Origin of the sequence: Mesorhizobium sp. M0587, assembly GCF_040320945.1 — a bacterium.
Lineage (GTDB): Bacteria > Pseudomonadota > Alphaproteobacteria > Rhizobiales > Rhizobiaceae > Mesorhizobium.
The window spans coordinates 219,342-243,386 of the sequence record NZ_JAMYQP010000002.1 but is presented as its reverse complement, the minus strand read 5'-3'; the positions used below and the strand labels follow the sequence as shown (position 1 = coordinate 243,386).

The following is a 24,045-nucleotide window of genomic DNA, read 5'->3' as shown; positions in this document are numbered from 1 at the left end:
CGGAACGCCAAGGCCATTTGCCCGAGGAGTTGTCGTGAAACGCATATTGGTTACAGGGGGCTGCGGTTTCATTGGCCGCCACGTCGCCCAGGAACTCATTGAGCACGATTATTCGGTATGCATTCTAGATGCGCTGCTGGAACAGGTGCACGCGGGCGAAGCGGTCAGCCTTCCCGCCGGAGCCGAACTGATCAAGGGCGACGTTCGCGATCGCGAAGCCGTCGCCAAGGCACTGGCAGGCGTCGACGCGGTCATTCATCTGGCCGCCGAAGTCGGCGTCGGCCAGTCGATGTACGAAATCGCCCGCTATGTCAGCACCAACGATCTCGGCACCGCGACGCTGCTTGAGGCGTTGATCAAGCAACCGGTCGAGCGGATCATCGTCGCTTCGTCGATGAGTGTCTATGGCGAAGGCCTCTATGCCACGCCCGATGGCCGGCGCATCGACAATGCCCGGCGTCAGGCGAGCGACATCAAAAACGGCCAATGGGATCCTCGTTCGCCGGACGGTGAACCCCTCTCGCCATTGCCCACGGACGAGGAAAAGCCGGTCGATCTCGCCTCGATCTACGCGCTCACGAAATACGCGCAGGAACGCGCCGTGCTTATCTTCGGCGAAGCTTACGGCATTGATGCGGTCGCGTTGCGCCTGTTCAACGTGTTCGGCGCCGGGCAGGCGCTTTCGAATCCCTATACCGGCGTCTTGGCGAACTTCGCCGCCCGTCTCGCCAATGGGCAACGGCCAATGATCTTCGAGGATGGCGAGCAGAAGCGTGACTTCGTTCATGTACGCGATGTCGCCCGCGCCTTTCGCCTGGCGCTCCAGCAGCGCCAGGCGAAAGGCCATGTCATCAACATCGGCAGCGGCCGGGCTTATACGATCAGCGAGGTCGCCCGGCTGCTGGCCGAGGCCATGGGAACGCCGGACCGCTCGCCCGAACTGCTCGGCAAGGCACGTTCCGGCGACATTCGTAACTGCTTCGCCGATATCTCCAAGGCGCGTGAACTGCTCGGTTTCGAGCCGCGGCAGAAACTGGAGAACTCGCTCGACGGCTTCGTTGCATGGGTGCGCAACACCGGCGCCGTCGATCGCGGCGCCGACATGAAGCGCGAACTCGAAGAACGCGGATTGGTGTCATGAGACCGGGTACTCGCAACCGTCGCGAAGCCCCCGTCGCCGTCATCGGCGGCAGCGGCTTCATCGGGTCCAACCTCGCCGACAGCCTGTTGTCGGACGGTGCGCCGGTGCTGGTGATCGACAATCTCAGCCGCCCTGGCGTCGAACAGAACCTCGAATGGCTGGCGCACAAGCATGGAAGCCACCTTGCCGTGGAAACCATCGATGTGCGGGACTCTGTCGCCCTGGCGCCGGTGTTGCGACGATCCAAGGCGATTTTCCATCTTGCCGCGCAGACCGCCGTCACGACGAGCCTGGTTCAGCCGGCCGAGGATTTCGACATCAACCTCCGGGGAACTTTCAACGTCCTGGAGGCGGTCCGGCGGAGCGGCGATCCCATCCCGGTGATCTTCGCCAGTACCAACAAGGTCTATGGCAGTCTCCCCGACGTCGCGGTTCGCGACGAAGGCGACCGTTGCGTGCCTTGCGACCCCGCTATCCGCGCCAGTGGCATCGACGAGACCCGCGGGCTGGATTTCCGCACACCCTATGGCTGCTCGAAAGGCGCTGCGGATCAGTATGTGCTCGATTATGCCAAATCCTACGACATCCCGACGGCGGTCCTGCGCATGAGCTGCATCTACGGCCCGCGTCAATTCGGCACCGAGGATCAGGGCTGGGTCGCGCACTTCCTGCTCAGCGCATTGGCAGGACGGCCGATCACCATCTATGGCGACGGCAGGCAGGTGCGCGACATCCTGCACGTCGCCGATGCGGTTGCGGCCTACCGGGCCGTGCTCAACCGAATCGGGACGATCAAGGGCGAGGCGTTCAATCTTGGCGGCGGGCCGGAAAATGCCCTCAGCCTGCGCATGCTGTTGAGCGAAATCAGCCGCCTGACCGGTCGAGAGCTATCGATCCGCTACGAGGGCCAACGGGCGGGCGACCAGCCCTATTTCGTCGCCGATACAAGCAAGATCGAAACCACGCTCGACTGGAAGGCCCATGTCTCCTGGCACGAAGGTGTCCGCGACCTCGCCGATTGGCTGCAGCGTCATCGGCTGGGGCCGCAGCCCCAAGTCGTGAGGTACGTCGCATGAAAATCGCCCTGGTCAACCCGTTCTGGACCTACGACGACAGCATCTATTTCGGCTGCCGCCAACCGCATTTGCCGCTGGAACTCGGCTACTCGAAAGCCCTGCTCGAAGCAGCCGGCCATGAGGTGCTCATGCTGGATGGGCAACTTCAGAAGCTGGACAATTCCGGTCTTGCCGAACAAGTGGCTGATTTCGAGCCGGCAATGACCGTCGTCAGCACCGCGCCGACCTATCTGTTCTGGCGCTGCGCACCGCCGGAGTTGCGCGTCCCGGCCGATTTCCTCAACCGTCTTGCCGGACGGGGCGGACGCACCGTCGCGGTTGGGCCGCATGGATCGGCGACGCCGGCGCCGACATTGCGCAAGCTTGGCGTCGACATCGTCGTGCGCGGCGAATGCGAGGAGATCGTCGCGGAACTTGCACGGCGCGACGATTGGAGCGCGGTGGCGTCCACTGCCCATATCGAGGACGCGAAACTAGTCTCGAACGGTGGTGTCCACGCCAGTTCGTTCGTCGATCACCCGCCGCTCGATTGGCCATCGGAGTGGATCGCCGCCCACTCGCATCACCATCACAGGTTCGACGATGAACAGGTGGGTTTCGGCGCGGAGGTCGAGGCGTCGCGCGGCTGCCCGTACAATTGCAGCTTCTGCGCCAAGATGGATTTTCGCGATGCCTATCGCCGCCGGAAGCACGAGTTGGTCGTGACCGAAATAGATCGCCTGATCGCGCAAGGGGTCGGCTACATCTACTTCATCGACGAGATCTTCCTGCCACAGAAGGCCTTGCTGGAGGCATTGGTCGATCGCGACGTGAAATTCGGCGTGCAGACCCGCATCGATCTGTGGAAGCCGGAGTTACTGGAGTTGCTGGGCGCCGCCGGTTGCGTCTCCATCGAAGCGGGCCTCGAAAGTTTGACGGTCGAGGGCCGGGCCATGCTGGCGAAGCGTTGCCGGCTGGGCACCGAGGAACTCGCCGCTCTGCTGGTCGACGCGAGACGTCACGTTCCTTTCGTCCAGGCCAATTTGATCGGCGTCGTCGAGGATGACCCTGCCCTGGTCGACTACTGGCGGAAACACCTGATCGACAACGGCGTATGGGCCAACGAACCGGTGCCTCTCTATCCTTATCCGAGTTCACCCAGCTATCGCGAGCTTTGGGGAGAGCCCGACGACCTCGCCTGGGAACGCGCGCATGACCACTACCTCGCATCCTTCCAGACGTTCAGCGACATCCAGGAGAAGCGCCCGCGTCCGCTGGCGGAGCTGGAGGCCACATGTTGCGGACATTGACCCCGCGCTCGCGGCGCATCCTGATGACCGTTGATGCCGTGGGCGGCGTCTGGCGTTATGCGCTGGACCTGGCACGGGAACTGGTCAAGGGCGGCGACAGCGTGCTGCTTGCCGGTGTTGGTCCCCAGCCGTCCGGCCAGCAAGCCGAGGAAGCACAGTCCTTCACGACGCTGATCTGGCTGAACACGCCTCCGGACTGGATGACCCGCAACGCCGATGATCTCGATGTGTTGTCGCACGAACTGCGTGCGCCCATCCGTGACCATGCGGTCGACCTCGTCCATCTCAACGCGCCGACGCAGGCGGCTGGGTTCGACGCGCCCTGCCCGGTCGTGGTGGTCTCGCATTCCTGCGTGGTGACCTGGTTCCATGCCGTCAAGGGACAGGCGGTGGACGGTGCGTGGGTCTGGCAGAAGGAGCGCAACAGGCGCGGCTTCGACCGGGCGGACGCCGTCATTGCACCGAGCCGCAGCCATGCCGACATGCTCGGAACCTGCTATGGGCCGATCGCGCGCCTCAGCATCGTCAGCAACGGTGCCCGCCCGGTCCCGAAAGCAGAAAGGCGCCAACCGCTTGTTTTTGCCGCGGCTCGCTGGTGGGACGAAGGTAAGAATGCGGCGGTTTTGGACCAAGCCGCGCCCCTGATTGAATGGCCCATCTTCACAGCCGGCTCGATGCAAGCTCCCGATGGTCAACGTGCCGTCTTCAAGCACGCCGTTCCTCTCGGCCCGCTGCCGTATGAGGAGGTGCGCTCATTGATGACGCGCGCCGGCATCTTCGTGTCGCCCTCGCTTTACGAACCGTTCGGCCTTGCCGTGCTGGAAGCCGCGACGTCGTCGATACCCCTGGTGCTCGCCGACATCCCCACCTACCGCGAACTATGGGACGGGGCGGCGCTGTTCTTCGATGCGCGGGACCCACACGATCTTGCCATTTGCATCGGTCGTCTCTCCAGCGATGCACAGCGAAGGCGAGAGCTCGGCGAGGCCGCCGCCCGCCGGAGCCGCAAGTTCTCGCTCGCACGCCAGGCGGTGGCCATGCGCGGCGTATACGACAAAGCGGCTTCGGCCATGGCGGAGCGCTGACCATGCGCTTCTTGTTCTACACCCATTCGGTCGTTTCGGACTGGAACCATGGCAACGCTCATTTTCTGCGCGGTGTGATGCGGGAACTGTTCGCGCGCGAACACCAGGTGATCGCACTTGAGCCGACAGACGGCTGGAGCCGCTCGAACCTGCTGGCCGAGAAAGGAACGTTCGCTATCGAGCGCTTCAGAAGGGATTTTCCGGAGCTGATGCCGGTGACCTACGATGCCGGCTTTGACCACGAAGCCTGGATCGCCGACGCCGATGTGGTGATCGTGCATGAATGGACGGATCCGGATCTTGTCGCCCGCATCGGCCGTGCCCGGGCCAGTGGAGGAAATTTCATCCTCCTGTTTCACGACACCCATCACCGGGCCGTATCGGCGACCGAGGCGATCTCGGCGTTGCGGCTGGAGCATTACGACGGCGTTCTCGCCTTTGGCGAAGCGTTGCGCGAGAGTTATCTTCGCGCAGGCTGGGGTAAACGCGTCTTCACCTGGCATGAGGCGGCGGACGATCGCCTGTTCAAGCCGCATCCGGAGATCCATCCCACCTCGGACCTGATCTGGATCGGCAACTGGGGCGACGACGAGCGTACCGCCGAACTAAAGGAATTTCTGGTCGAGCCGACACGCGAACTCGGTCTCGACGCCACCGTCCACGGCGTGCGCTATCCCAGGCAGGCACTCGCCGATCTTACCGCCGCCGGCCTGCGCTACGAAGGCTGGATCGCCAACGCCGACGTACCGAAGGCGTTCGCGGCTCATCGTGTCACGATGCATATTCCACGGCGCCCCTATCGGGAGGGCCTGCCCGGAATTCCGACGATCCGCATGTTCGAGGCGCTCGCCTGCGGCATTCCGCTGATTTCAGCACCGTGGTCCGACGTCGAGCAGATGTTCAGGCCAGGCGTCGATTTCCTGTTTGCGGAGAATGGCTCTCGGATGCGGCGCCACCTTCGCGCCGTGCTGGACGACGCGGATTTAGCCGCCTCCCTGGCTGCGTCGGGCCTCGAGACCATCCGCCTGCGGCACACCTGCCGGCACCGCGTGGACGAGCTGCTCGGCGTGCTCGCCCAATGCGGCGGCCAACACATCGTCAATCCGACCTCCGCAAAGGAAGCCGCTGCATGAAGATCGCGTTTTATGGATCAAGCCTGTTGTCGTCATACTGGAACGGCGCCGCGACCTACTATCGTGGACTGCTCAAGGCTCTGTCTCAACTGGGCTACGAGATCACCTTCTATGAGCCCGATGTCTACGACCGGCAGAAGAACCGCGACATCGACGCGCCGGATTGGTGCAACGTGGTTGTCTACGAGGCGACCCAACATGCGCTGATGCAGATGGCGGAACGCGCCGCAGGGGCCGACATCGTCGTCAAGGCGAGCGGCGTCGGCTTCGAGGACGACGCCCTGCTGCGCGCCGTGCTCGACCACGCCCGCGCCGACTCGCTTGTCGTATTCTGGGACGTGGACGCCCCGGCCACGCTTGGCCAGTTGCGCGACGAACCGGACCATCCGCTGCATCATGCGCTGCGGGAAATCGACCTCGTGCTGACCTATGGCGGCGGCGACCCCGTGGTCTGGGCCTATCGGGCCATGGGCGCGAAGGAATGCGTGCCGATCTACAATGCGCTCGATCCCGAAACGCATCATCCAGTCGGCCGGCACGCCCGTTTTGCCTGCGATCTAGCCTTCCTCGGAAACCGGCTGCCGGACCGTGAAGCGCGGGTCGAGGGCTTTTTCCTTGATCCTGCCAGCGGTTTGCCGGAGCAACGCTTCCTGCTCGGCGGATCGGGCTGGGGCGACAAGCCGCTTCCCGCCAATGTCGGCTGGCTCGGCCATGTCGGCACCCGCGACCACAATGCTTTCAATGTCACCCCCAAGGCGGTGTTGAACATCAGCCGCGACAGCATGGCGGCGAATGGCTTTTCGCCTGCCACGCGCGTCTTCGAGGCGGCGGGCGCGGGCGCCTGCCTCATCAGCGATGCCTGGGTCGGCGTCGAACTTTTCCTGAAACCCGGCGAAGAGATCCTTGTGGCGCGCGACGGCAACGATGTCGCCGAAATCATGCGCACCCTGACGCCCGACCAGGCAAAGGCGATCGGTGCGGCGGCGCTTCGCCGCGTGCTTGGCGAACATACCTACGCGTTGAGGGCGGACGTGGCTGACGGCGTCTTCAGGAGGCACTTCGAGCGCGGGACCGTGGAGGCAGCGGAATGACCAACCGGCTCGACATCGTCTTTCTCGGCCTATCGCTCTCCTCGTCCTGGGGAAATGGCCATGCCACTACCTTTCGGGGGCTGCTGAAGGGCCTGCATGAACTTGGCCACCGCGTGACCTTCCTGGAGCGCGACGTGCCATGGTACGCCAATCACCGCGACCTGCGCGACCCTGAGTTCTGCGCCTTGCGCTACTACGAAACGACCCAGGAGCTGCACCGCGATTACGCCGGATACCTGCAGCGGGCCGATATCGTGGTCATCGGATCCTTCGTTCCGGAGGGGCGCGCCGTCGTCGACATCGTCGCTTCGCTTTGCAAGGGGCAGCTCTGTTTCTACGACATCGATACGCCGGTGACGCTTGCAAAACTTTCGGCGGACGATTGCGACTATCTGAACCGGCGCCAGATCCCGTATTTCGATGTCTATTTCTCCTTCACTGGCGGGCCGACGCTCGACCATCTGGCGGCAAACTTCGGCGCCCGTCGCGTGGAGCCGCTCTACTGTTCGGTCGACCCGGAACGGCATCATCGGACAGCCGACCCGATCCGCTGGGATCTCGGCTATCTCGGCACCTACAGCGCCGACCGGCAGGCAACGCTGAGCGCCCTCTTGCTCGAGCCGGCACGGCGCATGCCGGACCGCCGTTTCGTGGTCGCCGGCTCGCAATATCCGCCCGACATCGTATGGCCGGACAATGTCGAACGCATCGAGCACCTGCCGCCGGCCGAGCATGCCGCGTTCTACAGCCGCCAGCGTTATACGCTGAACGTCACACGCAGTTCCATGATCGCCGCGGGATGGTCGCCCAGCGTACGCCTTTTCGAGGCGGCCGCTTGCGGCACGCCTGTCATCAGCGATCGCTGGCCAGGTCTTGACAGCTTCTTTCCAGCTTCGGCGATCCACACCGCCGGCCGCACGGAAGACGTCGTTGGGACCCTGGCCAGGGAATCCGATCGCGCCAGGCTGGCCATGGCAAGCAGGGCGCGCGGGCTCGTCCTTGCGGCACATACCGGTGCGGCCAGGGCGCGCGAATTCATCTCGCTGCTGTCACGACCAAAACCGGCGATCCTCGATGTCGATATCGGAAGTGCAGCATGAGTGGCAGACAGGAGAAAACAGAGATGCGACGAACAAGAAAAGCGCGAGGCACCAAGACAGTGCTTGTCGCCGGCGGCGCCGGTTTCCTCGGCTCGCACCTTTGCGAAACATTGCTCCACGACGGCTGGCGCGTGATCTGCGTCGACAATTTCCTTACCGGTCGCATGGAGAACATCGTCTCGATGATGGACGAGCCGGAATTCCGGCTGATCGAGCAGGACGTCTGCCGGCCATTGGAAATAAGCGAGCCGGTAGATCGTATTTTCAATCTGGCGTGTGCTGCTTCGCCGCCGCGCTATCAGGCCGATCCGATCCACACCACGCGGACCTGCGTCATCGGAACGCTCAATCTGCTTGAACTCGCCGCCCGCAACGACGCGCGTTTGCTGCAGGCGTCGACGAGCGAAGTGTATGGCGACCCAGAACAGCACCCGCAAAGGGAAGACTATGTCGGCCATGTGAACTGCACGGGCCCACGCGCCTGCTACGATGAAGGCAAGCGCACAGCCGAAACGCTTTGCTTCGATTATCTCAGGGCCGCGAAGGCTGACATTCGCGTTGCGCGTATCTTCAACACCTATGGCCCAAGGATGGACCCCGCCGACGGCCGCATCATCTCGAACCTGATCGTGCAGGCGCTTGAGAAGCGCCCGCTGACGATATTCGGCGATGGCTTGCAGACCCGGTCCTTCTGCTACGTTTCCGACCTGATCGAGGGGTTGATGCGTCTGATGGACATCGATCCCAATCCGGGCAAACCGATCAATCTGGGTAATCCCGGAGAATTCACCATAGTGCGATTGGCGGCACTGGTGAAGACGATGACCGGCACCAAGTCGGATCTGAAGTTTCTGCCGTTGCCGCAAGACGATCCTCGCCGCAGACAGCCTGATATTTCGCGTGCAAAGGCACTGCTCGGTTGGGCGCCAAAAGTGCCACTCAGGCAAGGGCTGACGCAGACGATCGGCTACTTCGCCGGACTTGAAAAGAGCCGCGTCGATGGTCGGATGACACCGATTGCAAAGCTGAGATCCGCATCGGGCAGGATGCAGAACATCCCAGCCTGAAGCCCGCCTCCAGCCGCCTCTACCGCATGACCGTCCAGCATGGCCATGCGGTCTTCAACGACACTTTTGCCGATCACGGGAACATCCGGCCAAGCTTACGGTTCTGGCAATGGGATCCGATATGGAGAACGGAGCTGTGCAACCCAAACGATCCGCAAAAGATATCGAGCACATCGCTGAAAGGGAAACGGCTGCCTTTCTGCGGCGGGCCTCTATCACTTATCTCGAGTGCTGTGTCAGCCTGATGATGACGCATCTGCAGCGGGAGGAAGTGGCCCGGATCCTCGAACAGGAAGCAGACATGCTGCGAAGGCTGGATTGAAGCCGAACAGATCGGCGCCGGCGCCCTCCCGTATTTTCAAAGGGCTGGTCGATTCAATTCGCTGCTGGATGTCGTTGCGCGGCGACAAGCTTCGATCTGTCCAGGAACTGTATAAGGCCGGTTTCATAGCGCTTCGCGGCGCCGGTCAGCCTAACCTTTTCCGGACCGTCTTCGGATCGGGCGGCCATGCTCCAAAGTCCCATCTGAAATCCCAGATAGCAAGGTTCGAAGTAATCGATGAGGCCGGCATCGACGTGCCGCTTGGCGTCTATTTCCATACGGTCGGACAGGACCGCAACCTCGCTGTCTGAAAATCCATACTCGACCCGGGCGCCGGCAACATCCCATTCTATGCCCTGGCAGCCTATCAAATCGTGCCCCCGGCAATGATCGACGGCGTCTGTCTTGACCAGCCTCCCGTCGGCGCAAACGAGAAACTCCCAGGGGTGAAGCCTTCCGTCGACCTCTACCCGGAGCAACCCTTTCGTTGGAGGCTGCCTCGAGAACCAGTTCCGCAGTTCCGCCGCACGGCTCTCCCCAACGGCTTCGGAGGCGTTGTGCACGGCCATGTCCGCGAGCATCGGCAACGAAGCACCGGGCTCCGAGGTTCGCAGATTGACCGCACGCCAGGCCAGGTAGCGTGCGAGATGCTCGATAAGTTTCTCTCTCGGGACCCCTGATTGATCCATGGTTATGCCGTCGACCCAGCGCTCGACCAGAAAGCCGTGGCAGAGCCCGACGATCTGTGGCCCGAACCCGGCTTCGTGCAGCATCTGGGCGGTTTGCGCCTTGCGCTGCCCGGCTTGGCCAAGGCCGGCGAATTTGACGAGCCAGCGATCGCGACCCGCCGACGCAAGGAACTTTCGACGCTCCGCGCCGCGTTGGCTTGGAGGCCAGCGATCTTCACTGACGTAGTGGAATTTCCGCCACTGTCCGCCGGATATTTCGGTCAGGCTCAGTCGCGGACTGCCTACCGCCTCGGCTACCCAATCGCGGAGTGCCGGGATTTGCGGGCCGCCTGGGAAAGTGCGCTCGAAGGCCATCGCCACATGTTTCCGGCAGCGCGACCATGTCTCGAGCGCATCTTGCGAAGCTTCAGCACCCGGTCCGCCCGAATGGCTGGGAAACAGGTGAATGCGCTCCGTGTCGATGCCCGGTTCCCGCAACCATGCGACGACGGCGTGCATCGAACTTCCCGACAGGCCCGGCCCCTCGTCGACGATCGCGAAGCGGGCCGACGGGTTGTTCCTCCAGTCGCCGATCAATGTCGGATCGGCACGGATGCGCCTGTGGAAAGGATGGCCGACAGGGCGCACGCTGAGCGGCGCCGGCGCGCCGAGCGCGGCGGCCACGATAGCCGCAAGCCCGAGACCTATGCTGCGGATGCCAATGACGCATGTGTTCGCGTCGAGACCTGATTTCTGCGCCGCGCCAAGATAGCTTTCGGGATAAAGCGCGTAATGCGCGTAGCCCTCGGCCGTGCCGGTCAGAACCTCACCGCGGCAGTCGAGCGCAGCCAGCATTTGCCGCAGACCGGGATCGATGGCGCCGCTTACGGCGAATCCGCTTCGCCAGGACCTCGCTACTTCGAAGGCAAGACCGGCCAGCAGTCTGGCGCCTTGCTGCTGCCGCGGCGGATTGATGTCCGCGCCGTTGGCTTCGAAGTCGACGTCGGCGAGCGCCTGGACCAGTTCGGACACACTGACGAACAGCTTCACCAACGCCGCATGACGCTTGATGCCGCAAGGCATGCGGCCGAGGCTCTCGGCCATTTCGTCGGCGGCCCGGCGGAGTTGTTGCGCGTTTTCGGTCCTTTTGTGGTCGCCATAGGTGATCATCGGTGGATTTCCGCTGCCTGCCGTGCCGCAACGCGGTGCGCGAGACTTTGATCCGTCCCGGCATGCGCAATTTTTCCATGTGCCAAGGAACATTCCGGCAAGCTGGCGGTTCGGCGCAAGGAACTTACCTTTAAACAGCACAGGGCGGCAGTTTCGTGGGATCGAAAAAGGTTCGTATCGGTATCGTCGGAGTCGGCAATTGCGCATCCTCCCTGGTGCAAGGTCTCTCCTACTACCGCGAGGCAAGAGGCAATGAGCCGATCCCTGGGCTGATGCATGCGGACCTCGGCGGCTATCATGTCGACGACATCGAGGTCGTCTGCGCGTTCGATGTCGCCAAGGGCAAGGTTGGGCGCGATGTGGCCGAGGCCATCTACAGCGCCCCGAACAATACTTTCCGCTTTGCCGATGCGACGACGACCGGTGCTCGAGTCGAGCGTGGGCCCACCCTTGACGGCATCGGCAAATATCTGCGCGACGAGATCGAAGAAGCGCCTGAGCCGGTCGCCGATGTCAGCGAAATCCTGCGCAAAAGCGGCGCCGACGTGCTGGTCTCGTATCTTCCGGTGGGCTCGGAGGAAGCGACGCGCTTTTATGCCGAATGCGCGATCGAGGCCGGTTGCGCGTTCGTCAACTGCATACCGGTTTTCATCGCCTCACGCCCGGAATGGCGCCGGCGCTTCGAACAGCGCGGACTGCCGCTGGTCGGCGACGACATCAAGAGCCAGGTCGGCGCGACCATCGTGCACCGTTTGCTGGCCAACCTTTTTCGCGAACGCGGCGTGCGCATCGATCGCACCTATCAGCTTAATTTCGGCGGCAATACCGACTTCCTCAACATGCTGGAACGCGAGCGGCTGGAATCGAAGAAGGTCTCGAAGACGCAATCCGTGGCCAGCCAGTTCGACGTGCCTTTGGAGCCAGGCAACATCCATGTCGGCCCCAGCGACCATGTGCCTTGGCTTACCGATCGCAAGTGGGCCTATATCCGCGTCGAAGGCACGACCTTCGGCGGCGTGCCGCTGAATGCCGAACTCAAACTTGAAGTGTGGGATTCGCCCAACTCCGCCGGGGTGGTTATCGATGCGGTGCGCTGCGCCAAGCTAGCGCTCGACCGCGGCATCGCCGGCGCGCTGACCGGCCCGTGCAGCTATTTCATGAAGTCGCCTCCCGAACAGTTCACCGACGCCGAAGCGCGGCAGCGCACGCTCGCCTTCATCGCCGGCAAGGACGAGCCGATGCTCGATGCCGCGGAATGACCACGATCTTCTTTCTGATCCGCCATGCGGCACATGACAATGTCGGCTCCTATCTCGCCGGGCGAATGGGCGGGGTTCGCCTTGGCGAAGCCGGCAAGGAACAGGCGTCGCGCCTTGGCGGCCGCATGGCCCGGGAATCGATCGCGGCCATCTTGTGCAGCCCGCGTGAACGAACGCAGGAAACCGCCGTGCCGATCGCAACGGCCTGCAATGTCGGCGAAATCGGGATCCGCGCGGAACTGGATGAAATCGATTTCGGCACCTGGTCGGGAAAGACGTTCGAGGAATTGAGCGGCGATGCCGCCTGGCGAGCCTGGAACGATCGGCGACAGGAGGCAAGTACGCCCAGCGGCGAGACCATGCTGGATGTCCAGCAACGCATCGCTTCGCTCATGGACCGGGTTCGCGAGCGGCACCAGAACCAATGCGTGGCATTGGTCAGCCATGCCGATGTGATCAAGGCGGCCGTCTGCAAGGTGCTTGGCTTGCCGGTCGGCGACTGCTTTCGCTTCGACATCGATCCGGCCTCCGTCACCACGATCGTGTCCGGAGACTGGGGCTCCAAGCTCATTCGCTTGAACGAAGTTGTTTGACGAGGATCTGCCGGATGCAGATGGTCATTTTCGGACTCACCGTCACATCCTCGTGGGGAAACGGCCACGCCACCCTGTGGCGCGGGCTGATCCGGGCGCTTGCCCGGCTGGGTTGGTCCGTCACCTTCTTCGAACGCAACACCCCCTACTATGCCGGAGCGCGTGACCTCGATCAGCTGGACGGCGGCAATATCGTACTTTACCCGGACTGGGAGGACATCCGCCGGGTCGCCGAGCGGGCGATCAAGCAATCGGACGTCGTCATCGTCACCTCCTACTGCCCCGACGCCGTGGACGCCTCGCGCCTGGCGCAGCAGGCATCTCGCGGACTGCGGGTCTTCTACGACCTCGACACTCCGGTCACGCTAGCCCGCATCGAGCAGGGGGAACGCCCGTCCTATTTCGGGCCTGAAGGGCTTGCCGATTTCGACCTCGTCCTCAGTTATACGGGTGGATCGGCGATCGACGCGCTGAAGACGATCCTGGGCGCGCGCCACGTGGTGCCGCTCTATGGGCATGTCGATCCCGACCAGCACCGACCGGCAGAACCGAGGGCCGAATTCGCGGGCGATCTGTCCTACCTCGGAACCTATGCGGCAGATCGCCAGGCCGGTGTCGAAAAGCTGCTGGTCCGCCCGGCCGCACGCCTGCCGGACCACCGCTTCGTCATTGGCGGCGCGCAATATCCGCAGGAATTCCCGTGGAGCGACAACATCTTCTTCGTCAGGCACCTGCCGCCGGCCGACCATCCGGCCTTCTTCTCATCGTCGCGCCTGACGCTGAACGTCACCCGCGAGGCGATGGCTCAAAAGGGCTGGTGCCCCTCGGGCCGGTTGTTCGAAGCGGCGGCATGTGGCGTACCGATCGTAACCGACACCTGGCCGGGCCTCGACAGCTTTTTCGAACCCGGCAGCGAGATCCTGCTGGCGCACGACACCGACGACGTGGTCGCAGCGCTCAAATTGCCGGCGCGGGAACTCGACGCCATTCGAAGCCGGGCGCGCGAGCGGGTCTTGGACGAACACACCTCCGCGCGCCGCGCCGCGGAACTCGATCGCATTCTGAGCGAAGCGGCGCGAAACCCGGCCGGCGAACCGATGAAGGAAGCAGTCTGATGTTGGGCATCGTGCCCGCTGCCGGACGCGGCAGCCGCATTCAACCGCTTGGTTTCTCGAAAGAGCTGCTGCCGGTCGGCAGCCGGATCGATGGGCAAACCGAGCGCCCCTGCGCGGTGAGCGAATATCTCGTGCGGCGGATGGTGCGCGCCGGTGTCGACAAGATCTGTTTCATCATCGGGTCGGGCAAATCAGACATCCTCGAATATTACGCAGCCGGCTACGGCACCGCGGCCGCTCTGTTCGTGGCGCAACCCACCCCCGTTGGCCTTTGCGATGCGATTTTCCGGGCAGCCCCCCTCGTCGCGCCGGACGAAACGGTTCTGATCGGCCTTCCCGACACGATCTGGTTTCCCGAGGATGGTTTCTGCCGGCTGCCGACGGACGAGCTGTCCTTTCTGCTGTTCCCGGTGGAGCGTCCCGAGCTCTTCGATGCCGTGGTTCTGGACCAGGACCACCGCGTGACGGAAATCCAGGTCAAGCAGCAGGACGCCGCCACGAACTGGATCTGGGGCGCCTTCAAGATGCCGGGTCATATCTTTCACCAACTTGCGGCGCTCTGGCGCGAACGGGACCGTTACGACGAATATATCGGCACCCTGATCAACGCTTACCTGGCGGCCGGCGGCAAGGCGTACGGCGTCAAGGCTGGTACCGCCTATGTCGACGTTGGAACTTTCAACGGCTATCGCACCGCCCTTCGGCTGCTTGAAAACGGCGCCACATCCGAACAACACCAACCCGCCATGATCGTGCCTGAAGTGCACCCGCAGGTGCCCCATCCGGGGTGAAGGAGCATAGTCATGCTGCATTCCGACGCCGAAATCCGCCGTCGTATCGATGCCCTTGGCCCATGGTTCCACAATATGGAACTGGCCGGCGTCGAAACCGCTCCCGATCATTTTCTCGGCAATTACCCGCTGATCAAATGGCGAAAGTTCGCCGATGTCATTCCTGCCGACCTTGCCGGCAAGGCCGTGCTCGATATCGGCTGCAATGCCGGTTTCTATTCCATCGAGATGAAACGGCGCGGCGCCAGCCGTGTCCTCGGCATCGATTTCGACGACGCCTATCTGGCGCAGGCGCGTTTTGCGGCCGAGATCGCGGACTGCGACATCGAATTCCAGAAGCTTTCGGTTTATGACGTCGGCGCCCTGCGCGAGAAATTCGACATCGTGCTGTTCATGGGCGTGCTGTACCATCTGCGCCACCCCTTGCTTGCTCTCGACCTGATCCGCGAGCATGTCGCTAGCGACCTGATGATTTTCCAGTCCATGCAACGCGGCAGCGCCGACCTGCCTGCGCTGGAGCAGAATTATCATTTCTGGACGCATGACCTGTTCGACCGGCCGGAATTTCCGAAGCTGCATTTCGTCGAACACCGCTATGCCGACGATCCGACCAACTGGTGGATTCCGAACCGCGCCTGCACCGAGGCCATGTTGCGCAGCGCCGGCTTTGAGATCTTTCTGCACCCTGAGCAGGAGGTTTATTTTTGCCGCGTTGCCGGAGAGCCGGATGGCGGCGGCGCCGTCTACCCGTTGAAAGGACTGCCCCATGATTGAAGCCGCGATGATCTGGAACGAGCCCAACAACAAGTCGCATTGGGATCCCGAGCTCGACCCCGATTGGAGCCGCTTCGCCACCATGGCAAAGCTGTCGGCCAATGCGATCGCTTCGGAGAACCCTGCCCTGACCAAGGTGCTTGGCGGCATTTCGCCGATAGACCCGGGCTTCATCATGCGCATGAAGGAGCTCGGCGTGCTGGACCATGTCGACGCCGTTGCCGTGCACGGCTTTCCGCTCGACTGGAACCTGTGGCAGATCCAGGAATGGCCGCAGAAGATCGGCGAGATTTCGACCGTCACCGATCTTCCTGTCTGGGTCAGCGAAGTGGGAGTGTCGACGTTCGGCGCTGACGAGATCCAGGTCTGGGGACTGCGGCGCACCGCCGAGCTGCTGCTCGGCAACGCACCGCGCATCCAGTGGTACAGTCTCTACGACCTGCCGCGCGAATGGGAAGCGACGACGCGCCATCGCGAGGCCGAAGGCTCCTCTTACTATCGCCATTTCCACATGGGCCTGCTGCGCCAGGACGGCACCCCGAAACCGGCGCTCGAGGAGTTTGCGCGCTACACGCCGGACATGGGCCTGGTGCAATGGTTTCATTTCGAGGATCCGCGGCTGGACGACGCCGTCGCCTGGATGAAGCGGCTCGGGGTCACCAATCTGCGCACCGGGCTTTCCTGGGCAGACAGTTTCAGGCCGAATGCGCTGGACTGGTTCGACCGGCAAATGGAAGCGCTTGCCGATTTCGACGTGACCGTCACCTTCTGCTTCACGCCGGAGCACCGCGGGATGATGCCCCACCACACCAGTCCGCCGCTGGTACCGGAAGAATTCGCCGCGTTTTGTGCAACCATGATCCACCGCTACGCGCCCGGCATGATCTCCGCCTCGCTTCCGGCGCAGCGAGTCTCCGCCGCGTGAGGCTCCCATGCGGCCCACGAATCAATCGTCGGAGATGCTGGCCGAATTCGCCGCCCTTTTGACGGGCAATGACGGAGCCCATGGCTCCGCCATCATGGTCGTCGTCGCGCATCCGGATGACGAGACGATCGGCATCGGCGGACATCTTGCCGGATTGCGGGCATGCCGCATCATCCTTGTAACGGACGGAGCGCCACGCGATCTTGCCGATGCGCAAGCCCATGGCTTCGAGACATGGCAGGACTACGCCGCTGCCCGCCGTGCCGAGCTGATGGAAGCCCTGGCCGCCGCCGGGCTGCCGACGGAAGCTCTGACCGCGCTTGGCTACCCCGACAAGGAGGCCACTGCAAATCTCGTTGCGCTGGCGCAGGAACTCGCCTGCCTTTTTTCCGATCCCGGGATCCGGTTCGTCTGCACACATCCGTTCGAAGGCGGCCATCCCGACCATGACGCGACCGCCTTTGCCGTTCACGCCGCCTGCCATCTGCTGCGCCGCGACCAGCGGCCGGCGCCCACCATCGTCGAAATGGCGTTCTATTCGGCTGGTCCCGACGGTCCAGTGTTTCAGGACTTCGCCGGCGGTACCGGCGGCGATTGCATCGAGGTCTGCCTGACCGAAGCAGCCTTTCAGCAAAAGCAGCGCATGCTGGCCAGGCATCTCTCGCAACAGCGAACGCTGGCGCCTTTTTCAACGCGCACCGAGCGCTTCCGGCTGGCTCCGGCCTATGATTTCCTGAAGCTGCCCAACAACGGCAGGCTCTACTATGAATCGCTGCCGCTGGGCTTTGAGCCTGACAGCTGGTTGCGTGCAAGCGCCCTCGCGCATGAGACGCTGCGGCTGGACCAGCCATGACGCTCACCGTCCTCAACGTCGCCTATCCTCTGGCGCCCGTCGGGCCAGACGCGGTCGGCGGTGCCGAACAGGTGCTGTCGATGCTCGATCAGGCGCTGGTGCGTGCCGGTCACCGTTCCATCGTCGTCGGTTGCCGGGGTTCCAGTACCAGCGGCATTCTCGTGGAAACGCCGGCCGCGGCCGGCGTGCTCGACGAGGCGGCAAAGGGCCGGGCACAGCGGGCTCATCGCGCCGCGATCGCGACCGCCCGCGGCCGATGGCCAATCGACGTGATTCACCTGCACGGCATCGATTTCGACGCCTATCTGCCCGACGATGGCCCGACCCTGGTGACGCTTCACCTGCCGCTCGGCTGGTACCCGGCCGAGGCACTACGTCCGGCGCGCGACGACCTCTGGCTTCACGCCGTATCGGCGGCCCAGCACAAAACCGCCCCACCGGACGCCAGGCTAGTTGCCCCGATCCCGAACGGCGTCGACATCGAAGTGCTGAACCTGCCGCAACCAAGGCGCGACTTCGCGCTGGTACTGAGCCGCATATGTCCGGAAAAGGGAATCCATCTGGCGCTGGATGCTGCCAAACAGGCCGGGGTGCCGCTTGTCATTGGCGGGAAGGTCTATCCATACGAGACGCATACGCGGTACTTTCACGACGAGATTAAATCCCGTCTCGACGGCCGGCGCCGCTTCCTCGGTCCGCTCGGCTTCACCGCCAAGCGGCGTTTTCTCAACGCGGCCCGCTGCCTGGTCGTCCCGAGCCTTGCCGCCGAGACCAGTTCGCTCGTCGCCATGGAAGCCCTCGCCTGCGGCACGCCGGTCGTCGCGTTTCCAAATGGTGCGCTTCCCGATGTGGTCGAACACGGCAAGACCGGGTTTCTCGTCAACAATGTCGACGAGATGGCGCAAGCCATCGTCGCGGCATCCAGCCTGGATGCAGAGACGTGCAGGACCGAGGCGCGCCGGCGATTTTCGCTGGAGCGGATGATCTCGTCCTACATGGACGCCTATCAAGCCTTGGCGCGGCTTGGCGCCGGTCAAGCACCACTGGCCGCATCGCTGTGAGCGAGCCCCGGCTGCGAAGCGATCTCGTCGGCGACCCCATGCAATTCGAGGCGCTGGCGCCGCACTGGTGGAAGCTATGGGAGCGGAGTTCCTCCGCCACGCCCTTTCAATCTCCAGCCTGGCTGGTGCCGTGGTGGCGCTCGTTCGCCCCGGGCGAGCTGGCGACGGTCGCCATTTGGCGCGGCGACGACCTGGTGGGGCTGGCGCCGCTCTATCTCGAACATGGGACGGCGGGCTCGAAACTGCTTCCGGTCGGAATTTCGCTCAGCGACTATCTGGATATCCTGTGTGTTCCCGGCATCGAGACCTCCGTCGGCGCCGCCATTGCCGAAAAGATCCTCTCGATCGGGTGGTCGCAATGGATCTTGTCCGATCTGCCGGAAGGCAGTGCCGGCCTGGCGATCGCGCATCCCGAGTTGCCGGCATGTCAGCCAGTCGGCCATGCGGCTTGTCCCGTGCTCGCGATCGCGGGCGACGACACGCTTGCCGGTTGCGTACCTGCGCGACGGAGACGCCAGTTGCGCCGCGCGGGCCGGGCCGCATCCAGGCGCGGCCGCGTCGCGATAGTGCCGGCACAGGATGATTGCCAGATATTCCTCGACCAGTTGATCCGCCTGCACGGCGCGCGCTGGGCCCGGCACGGGGAAGGTGTGCTGGCCGACGTCGCCGTGGAGGAATTTCATAGGCACGCCCTTCCCTTGCTTCGCCCACGAGGTCTGGCCCGATGCTGGCTGATCGCGATCGATGACAGGGTCGTCGGCGCCTATTACGGATTTCACCATCGCCGCCGCGCCTACGCCTATCTCGGGGGCTTCGACCCGGCCTATTCCGACGAGAGCCCAGGGGCGATCCTGATCGGCCATGCTATCGCCGAGTCGATCCGCGAAGGTGCGCGTGAGTTCGATTTCCTGCGCGGCCAGGAGGCCTACAAATACGGCTGGGGTGCCGTCGACAGATGGACGGTGCGAAGGGTTTGGACGCGAACATGAGCGCGACAGGACCGACATCCGCGCGTCGCCGGACAGCGGTCAGGCTGGCGGTGGAAGACTGCATGGCGGACGGCGCTTGCGCAGAGGCAGTCATCGCCAGGTTGGCGCTGCATCTCGATACGGGGATCGGGGCAGCGGAATTGGCGGAGATCGTGCTGGACATCGATCCGGTCGACGTCCGGGACATAGCAACGCTGCGACGGATCGCCAACGTGCTTCGCCGCAGGCCGGATGTTTTTGCCACGCTGCGGAAGACGGGTGCCGCCGTTCGCCACGAACGCGACAGGGACGAGACGGATGCCGCTGTCGTCAGGCGGCTGGCCTCGGGCTTCGACGCCGCGGCGGCGATTTCGCGAGCGGCAAGCGTGCAGTTGTCATCCCTCGGCGATGATCAAAAGCTGTCGGCCACGACCGCCGAGATCGTCGCGTGGCTGGAAGCGCAAGACTTCACCGGAAGCGGACGAAGCATTCTGGATATCGGCTGCGGCATCGGGCGTTTCGAACGCGCGCTGTCCAAATCCTTCGGCCAGGTGGTCGGTATCGACATATCGCCGCGGATGGTCGCCATCGCCCGCGAGCAATGCGCCGCGCTTGGCAATGTGGAGTTGCGGCAAACCTCCGGCCTCGACCTGGCCGAGTTCGGCGATGCATGTTTCGATTGCGTGCTGGCGGTCGACAGCTTCCCCTACCTGGTGCTGGCTGGCGTGGCCGAGCGGCATTTCGAGGAAATCGCGCGCGTCCTGAAAAGGCCGGGCAGACTGGCCTTGCTGAACTACTCCTATCGCGGATCCCTGTTCTTGGACCGCGCCGACATCCGTCGCCTAGCCGAAACTCACGGATTGCAGGTCGTCATCGATGGCGAAAAGCCCTTTGGGTTGTGGGACGGCGATGCGTTCCTGCTTGCACGGAGCGACGGAACATTACCGCCCAATACCAGTTCGGACGTCGAGCAAGGGGACACCGCGCAGTATCGCCAATCGAAGGAGACCAGCATGGCATCCGGCGGCAAGAAGCACATCGGCAGCGGCAGTCAAGGCAAGGGCACCGGCGCCGGCGCAATGACCGACCTGGCCAAGGATAGGATCGAGGAAAACGCGGTTCTGTCCAACCGGGACAAAAAGCAGCACAGCGAGGAACGCGGGCAGGACGGCAATCGAATCAAGTCCGATCAATACCAGGATCATTCCGCGGACCGATTGCCCGAGGACTGAATGCTGACGCGCCGTTTTGGGGGACTTCGGCCGGGCAAGGAATGAGGAAATAAATCTGTGCAAGGGGGCGGCCGGTGACGGGATCGCGCTGCGCATAAGCTTGCAAAGCCAGGTGCTGGGCACCACACTAAGAGGAGGGGAGCAAAGTGAGGGGCTCACGTCCAAGAGAATAATATGTCTCGTTCGAGCGATGATAGCACAGACCCGCATATCGGCATGGCGGTGGATAGGGAGATTGCCTCTCTGCTGACTGCCATCGAGCAGGAGCAGGTTCCCGATCGATTGACCAAGCTGGCGATCGAACTGCAGAATGCGCTCGTTGAGAAACGTCGGCGTGACGTGAGGAACTAGCTATCTGCGACCATCGACTTCCATGTCGAACTGCCCTTCCGACAGGTGATTTCGTCTTTCCATAAGCGTCTGCAACGAGCTTTCTCCAAGAAATTCGAGGACGTTGGCGCGAGCGCGGTTCAGCCGGCTTTTCACCGTTCCCACCGCGCAACCGCATATCTCGGCCGCTTCCTCATAACTGACGCCCAGAACGCCGATCAGCATCAAGACCTCGCGCTGATGTTCCGGCAGCCTCTGGATAGCGCCGTGGACCTCCTTGCTCTGAACGGACCATTCCTGAGTGGCTTCCGAAATTGGTCTCAGGGATGCGCAGTCAAGCAACCCCGGCGCTTCCCTGGCCGCGGCCTTGGCGCGCGTGTAATAGGTATTGCGCATAATGGTGAAGAGCCACGACTTCATGCGCGTCCCGGGCTCGAACTTATCGATGTTGGCGAGACCCTTGGTCAACGTCTCCTGCACCAGATCGTCGGCATCGTCGGGGACGCGGCAGAAGGTGCGAGCGAACGCCCGTAACGCGGGTATCAGGTCAACGATGGAGATTTCGCCGCTTTCCTGATTGGCCAAAGCATAGCCTCTGGATGACAATGGTCCAGCTCCCAAGAAACCAATATATGAACCCCGCCCCCGCTAAATGCATAGAAGTTTGTATCGTTCCGGGTATTGAAGGTAACTCCTTAGAAAATTGCCCGCCGGCCGAGACATCGGCCGAATCCGGCGTGTTCGCATCGCCTCACCTGCACCTTCTGCGGCTCGGTTCACAGGCTTTGCGCGCGTTTCTTTCGGGGACAATGCACCCGGACGCGTATGGAACGCTGATGACGCTAGGCACCGCGGCTTCGGCCCGGGAAGCAGCCGTCAGGCTGTGATGAACACCACGCCGGTGGCCCTAGATAGACGCAGGCTAGCGGCCGTCTGCTCCGCTGTTCTCTTGCCGCTGCTTCTTCAGAACCTCATCGGTGCCAACCAGCTTCTTCGCCCGGCCGGCGATGGTGGTGGACACCACGGCCGGCGGGTCGCTTGCGGGAAAGGAATCCTCCAGCCCTGCCTGCAGTTGATCCTCCAGCGTTTCCGGCTCTTCCGAGCGACCAGACGTTCTGCGGGTTTCGACCCTCTCCAGCGGCTGTTTCGCGTCCGGCGAAGCGCCGGCCTCCTTGATCCAGCCATAAAGCTGCTCGACCGCGAATTCCTTGATCGTCTCGAAATCGGGCCGCTCGTCCCGCGTTGCCTCGATCTGATCGATCATGGCTTTCTCGAACCGATCGAGACCATCGCTTCCGCACACCCGGGAAAGACGCCGCAACGCCTCGCGCAGCATCATCGGAGCGAAATAAGCCGAAGCCTCCGTCCTGAGTTGCTCCAAACGCTCAGGGGTGGCAGCTTGGAAGTTTGACATGGACAGCCCCTTTCTCTCGCAACTATGTCAACGACGGTTGGCTGCAGATGTTCCACCGCGGCTGAACGTCCTTTCCTGCCGGGTTACATGAACCAGGTTGCCACCAGCCCTGCCGACGCCGCAAAGATCGTTACCGTCGTCACGCCACCCAGGATATTCGTGCTTCTGCTGTTGACCTTGTCGCCCATGATCTTGCGATTGTTGGTCATGATGAGAATGAGGAGCAGAAGCGGAGGCGTTGAAAAACCCTGCACGATACCCGACCAGACCAGGGCCTTCATCGGGTTAAAGCCGAAAAAATTGAGCCCCACGGCCACCAGAGTGATCACGCCGGTCGCCATGTAGAATTCTGGCGCCTGCCGCGGCCTGGCATTCAAGCTGTTCTTCCATCCTACGGCCTGGGCGAAATCGAAGGCGGCGCCGGCCGTCATGACCGGAACCGCCAGGAAGCCGACGCCGATCACGCCGGCTGCGAAGAGAATTCCGGCAGCGTCACCGGCAAGCGGCCGCAACGCTTCGGCGGCCTGTGCCGCCGTCTCGATCTGGGTCTGCCCCGCTTCGTACAGCGTCGATCCCGTCGAAAGGATGATGAAATACATGATCAGATTGGAAAACGTCATGCCGATCAGAATATCGCGCCGAGACCGGCGAAGCTCACCTTCAGTGGCTCCCTTGCGCTCTTCGAGTGTCGTCCTGCCCTCTGCGATCTCCTCCTCCACCTCCTGGTTGGACTGCCAGGTGTAGAGGTATGCGGAAAGCGTCGTGCCGATGATGGCGACGAGTATCGACAGGTATTCGGGGCTGAATTCGATTCTCGGCAGCAGAGTACCCCGCAGGACGGAAGCCGCATCCGGCTTGGCAAGAACGGCTGAAATCACATAGGCGAGCAGAGCCAGCGCCAGCCAACGGAATACGTTGCGGATCAATTTGTAGGATCCGAATACCTGCAGCGCAAAGATGACGAGCGCGACGACAACCACGATCAATGGAGCAGGAAGCGGCACGAACAGGATGATAGCCGCCGCCATGGCGCCAAGATCGGCAGCTGCCTCGACCGTGTTGCCGATCAGCACACCCACCAGAACCGACCATAGCAGCCAACGCGGATAGAAGTCGGAAATGACCTTGAAAAGGCCGCGGCCCGAGACTTGGCCAAGCTTGGACGAGAGGTACACGACGGTGTACATCATCGGAAGGGTGACCGGCGCCGTCCACAAAAGTTCAGGTCCGAACCGGGCTCCGGCGCTTGCGTAGGTGCCAATGGCCGAGCAGTCGTCGTCGGCCGCACCGGTAATCAGTCCGAGGCCCAGGCTGCGGACGATGCCGCCATTCCGCCCGTTCGTTGCTCGGCCAACCCCGTTCGTTGCTTGGCCAACATTGTGACGAGCCCGCCCGGTCATGAAGCAGGCATTTCAGACAGAACCACGAGGGAAACCGGGACGAGCCTCATGACCATCGCTCCAGCCAGATGCCGCCGCAGCGGTCCATGAGCCGCACCAGGATTGGGATTCGAACATCCGATCGAATGTTTTGTTCCCTGATAGTGGCCGTCCCGCACGCCGCGGATTGCCCCAGGCACGACGCCGTC

24 protein-coding genes and 1 pseudogene are annotated in these 24,045 nt (G+C 63.0%); 21 read left to right on the top strand and 4 right to left on the bottom strand.

Translation table 11 applies throughout. The features are described from left to right. Positions 1–34 precede the first annotated feature (34 nt). The 9 genes from NKI49_RS02855 (at position 35) to NKI49_RS02815 (ending at position 9,304) form a co-directional block, all read left to right on the top strand. Positions 35–1,141 (top strand): NAD-dependent epimerase/dehydratase family protein, encoded by a 1,107-nt coding sequence (locus NKI49_RS02855; RefSeq protein ID WP_352598437.1) that lies wholly within the window; start codon positions 35–37, stop codon positions 1,139–1,141. Further along, on the top strand, positions 1,138–2,217 hold the full coding sequence (locus NKI49_RS02850) for a GDP-mannose 4,6-dehydratase (protein WP_352598438.1): 1,080 nt from the start codon (positions 1,138–1,140) through the stop codon (positions 2,215–2,217). Before NKI49_RS02855 ends, NKI49_RS02850 begins: the two co-directional genes overlap by 4 nt. Further along, the gene (locus NKI49_RS02845; protein ID WP_352598439.1) at positions 2,214–3,506 is read left to right on the top strand and encodes a TIGR04295 family B12-binding domain-containing radical SAM protein; all 1,293 of its coding nucleotides are present in this window, start codon (positions 2,214–2,216) and stop codon (positions 3,504–3,506) included. Before NKI49_RS02850 ends, NKI49_RS02845 begins: the two co-directional genes overlap by 4 nt. Further along, positions 3,491–4,591 (top strand): glycosyltransferase family 4 protein, encoded by a 1,101-nt coding sequence (locus NKI49_RS02840; protein ID WP_352598440.1) that lies wholly within the window; start codon positions 3,491–3,493, stop codon positions 4,589–4,591. Before NKI49_RS02845 ends, NKI49_RS02840 begins: the two co-directional genes overlap by 16 nt. A gap of 2 nt (positions 4,592–4,593) precedes the next feature. After that, positions 4,594–5,724 (top strand): CgeB family protein, encoded by a 1,131-nt coding sequence (locus NKI49_RS02835; RefSeq protein WP_352598441.1) that lies wholly within the window; start codon positions 4,594–4,596, stop codon positions 5,722–5,724. Next, positions 5,721–6,815, top strand: a complete 1,095-nt coding sequence (locus NKI49_RS02830) for a CgeB family protein (protein ID WP_352598442.1) — start codon at positions 5,721–5,723, stop codon at positions 6,813–6,815. The genes NKI49_RS02835 and NKI49_RS02830 overlap by 4 nt, the downstream gene beginning before the upstream one ends. Beyond that, on the top strand, positions 6,812–7,915 hold the full coding sequence (locus NKI49_RS02825) for a CgeB family protein (protein ID WP_352598444.1): 1,104 nt from the start codon (positions 6,812–6,814) through the stop codon (positions 7,913–7,915). Before NKI49_RS02830 ends, NKI49_RS02825 begins: the two co-directional genes overlap by 4 nt. A gap of 23 nt (positions 7,916–7,938) precedes the next feature. Further along, a complete protein-coding gene (locus NKI49_RS02820) occupies positions 7,939–8,982 on the top strand; it encodes a UDP-glucuronic acid decarboxylase family protein (protein WP_352598445.1) in 1,044 nt (347 codons plus the stop codon). Positions 8,983–9,103: 121 nt separating this feature from the next. Further along, the gene (locus tag NKI49_RS02815; RefSeq protein WP_352598446.1) at positions 9,104–9,304 is read left to right on the top strand and encodes a hypothetical protein; all 201 of its coding nucleotides are present in this window, start codon (positions 9,104–9,106) and stop codon (positions 9,302–9,304) included. 53 nt (positions 9,305–9,357) lie between these two features. Here NKI49_RS02815 and NKI49_RS02810 read toward each other — a convergent pair whose 3' ends face one another. Further along, positions 9,358–11,142, bottom strand: coding sequence for a hypothetical protein (locus tag NKI49_RS02810; protein WP_352598447.1), 1,785 nt, complete (start codon positions 11,140–11,142; stop codon positions 9,358–9,360). A 155-nt stretch (positions 11,143–11,297) separates the two neighbouring features. Between NKI49_RS02810 and NKI49_RS02805 the strand changes: the two genes are divergently transcribed. The 12 genes and pseudogenes from NKI49_RS02805 to NKI49_RS02750 all read left to right on the top strand — a co-directional run bounded on the left by NKI49_RS02805 (position 11,298) and on the right by NKI49_RS02750 (position 21,064). Continuing rightward, positions 11,298–12,401, top strand: coding sequence for an inositol-3-phosphate synthase (locus NKI49_RS02805; RefSeq protein ID WP_352598448.1), 1,104 nt, complete (start codon positions 11,298–11,300; stop codon positions 12,399–12,401). Continuing rightward, a complete protein-coding gene (locus NKI49_RS02800) occupies positions 12,398–12,994 on the top strand; it encodes a histidine phosphatase family protein (RefSeq protein ID WP_027027915.1) in 597 nt (198 codons plus the stop codon). Before NKI49_RS02805 ends, NKI49_RS02800 begins: the two co-directional genes overlap by 4 nt. A 14-nt stretch (positions 12,995–13,008) precedes the next feature. After that, complete coding sequence (locus tag NKI49_RS02795; RefSeq protein WP_352598449.1) at positions 13,009–14,109, top strand: CgeB family protein; 1,101 nt, start codon at positions 13,009–13,011, stop codon at positions 14,107–14,109. Beyond that, the gene (locus tag NKI49_RS02790) at positions 14,109–14,900 is read left to right on the top strand and encodes a sugar phosphate nucleotidyltransferase (protein ID WP_352598450.1); all 792 of its coding nucleotides are present in this window, start codon (positions 14,109–14,111) and stop codon (positions 14,898–14,900) included. Before NKI49_RS02795 ends, NKI49_RS02790 begins: the two co-directional genes overlap by 1 nt. A gap of 12 nt (positions 14,901–14,912) precedes the next feature. Then, positions 14,913–15,674: a TIGR04290 family methyltransferase gene (locus NKI49_RS02785; protein ID WP_352598451.1), complete on the top strand. Its 762-nt coding sequence runs from the start codon at positions 14,913–14,915 to the stop codon at positions 15,672–15,674. After that, a complete protein-coding gene (locus NKI49_RS02780) occupies positions 15,667–16,599 on the top strand; it encodes a glycoside hydrolase 5 family protein (RefSeq protein ID WP_352598452.1) in 933 nt (310 codons plus the stop codon). Before NKI49_RS02785 ends, NKI49_RS02780 begins: the two co-directional genes overlap by 8 nt. Before the next feature lie 7 nt (positions 16,600–16,606). Further along, positions 16,607–17,452, top strand: a complete 846-nt coding sequence (locus NKI49_RS02775) for a PIG-L deacetylase family protein (protein WP_352598453.1) — start codon at positions 16,607–16,609, stop codon at positions 17,450–17,452. Then, positions 17,449–18,513, top strand: a complete 1,065-nt coding sequence (locus NKI49_RS02770) for a glycosyltransferase family 4 protein (protein ID WP_352598454.1) — start codon at positions 17,449–17,451, stop codon at positions 18,511–18,513. The genes NKI49_RS02775 and NKI49_RS02770 overlap by 4 nt, the downstream gene beginning before the upstream one ends. Next, complete coding sequence (locus NKI49_RS02765) at positions 18,510–19,502, top strand: GNAT family N-acetyltransferase (RefSeq protein WP_352598455.1); 993 nt, start codon at positions 18,510–18,512, stop codon at positions 19,500–19,502. Before NKI49_RS02770 ends, NKI49_RS02765 begins: the two co-directional genes overlap by 4 nt. Continuing rightward, a pseudogene (locus NKI49_RS02760) lies at positions 19,469–20,272 on the top strand (class I SAM-dependent methyltransferase); the annotation flags it as partial. The gene NKI49_RS02765 and the pseudogene NKI49_RS02760, both read left to right, overlap by 34 nt. Positions 20,273–20,494: 222 nt before the next feature. Next, complete coding sequence (locus NKI49_RS02755; RefSeq protein ID WP_027027909.1) at positions 20,495–20,713, top strand: hypothetical protein; 219 nt, start codon at positions 20,495–20,497, stop codon at positions 20,711–20,713. A 174-nt stretch (positions 20,714–20,887) separates the two neighbouring features. Next, positions 20,888–21,064 (top strand): hypothetical protein, encoded by a 177-nt coding sequence (locus NKI49_RS02750; RefSeq protein WP_352598456.1) that lies wholly within the window; start codon positions 20,888–20,890, stop codon positions 21,062–21,064. Here NKI49_RS02750 and NKI49_RS02745 read toward each other — a convergent pair whose 3' ends face one another. The 3 genes from NKI49_RS02745 to NKI49_RS02735 form a co-directional block, all read right to left on the bottom strand. Next, positions 21,065–21,628: a sigma-70 family RNA polymerase sigma factor gene (locus NKI49_RS02745; RefSeq protein WP_352598457.1), complete on the bottom strand. Its 564-nt coding sequence runs from the start codon at positions 21,626–21,628 to the stop codon at positions 21,065–21,067. It lies immediately after the preceding gene. A 337-nt stretch (positions 21,629–21,965) separates the two neighbouring features. Continuing rightward, positions 21,966–22,379 (bottom strand): hypothetical protein, encoded by a 414-nt coding sequence (locus NKI49_RS02740; protein WP_352598458.1) that lies wholly within the window; start codon positions 22,377–22,379, stop codon positions 21,966–21,968. A gap of 161 nt (positions 22,380–22,540) precedes the next feature. Beyond that, positions 22,541–23,857 (bottom strand): Nramp family divalent metal transporter, encoded by a 1,317-nt coding sequence (locus NKI49_RS02735; RefSeq protein ID WP_352598459.1) that lies wholly within the window; start codon positions 23,855–23,857, stop codon positions 22,541–22,543. Positions 23,858–24,045 lie beyond the last annotated feature (188 nt).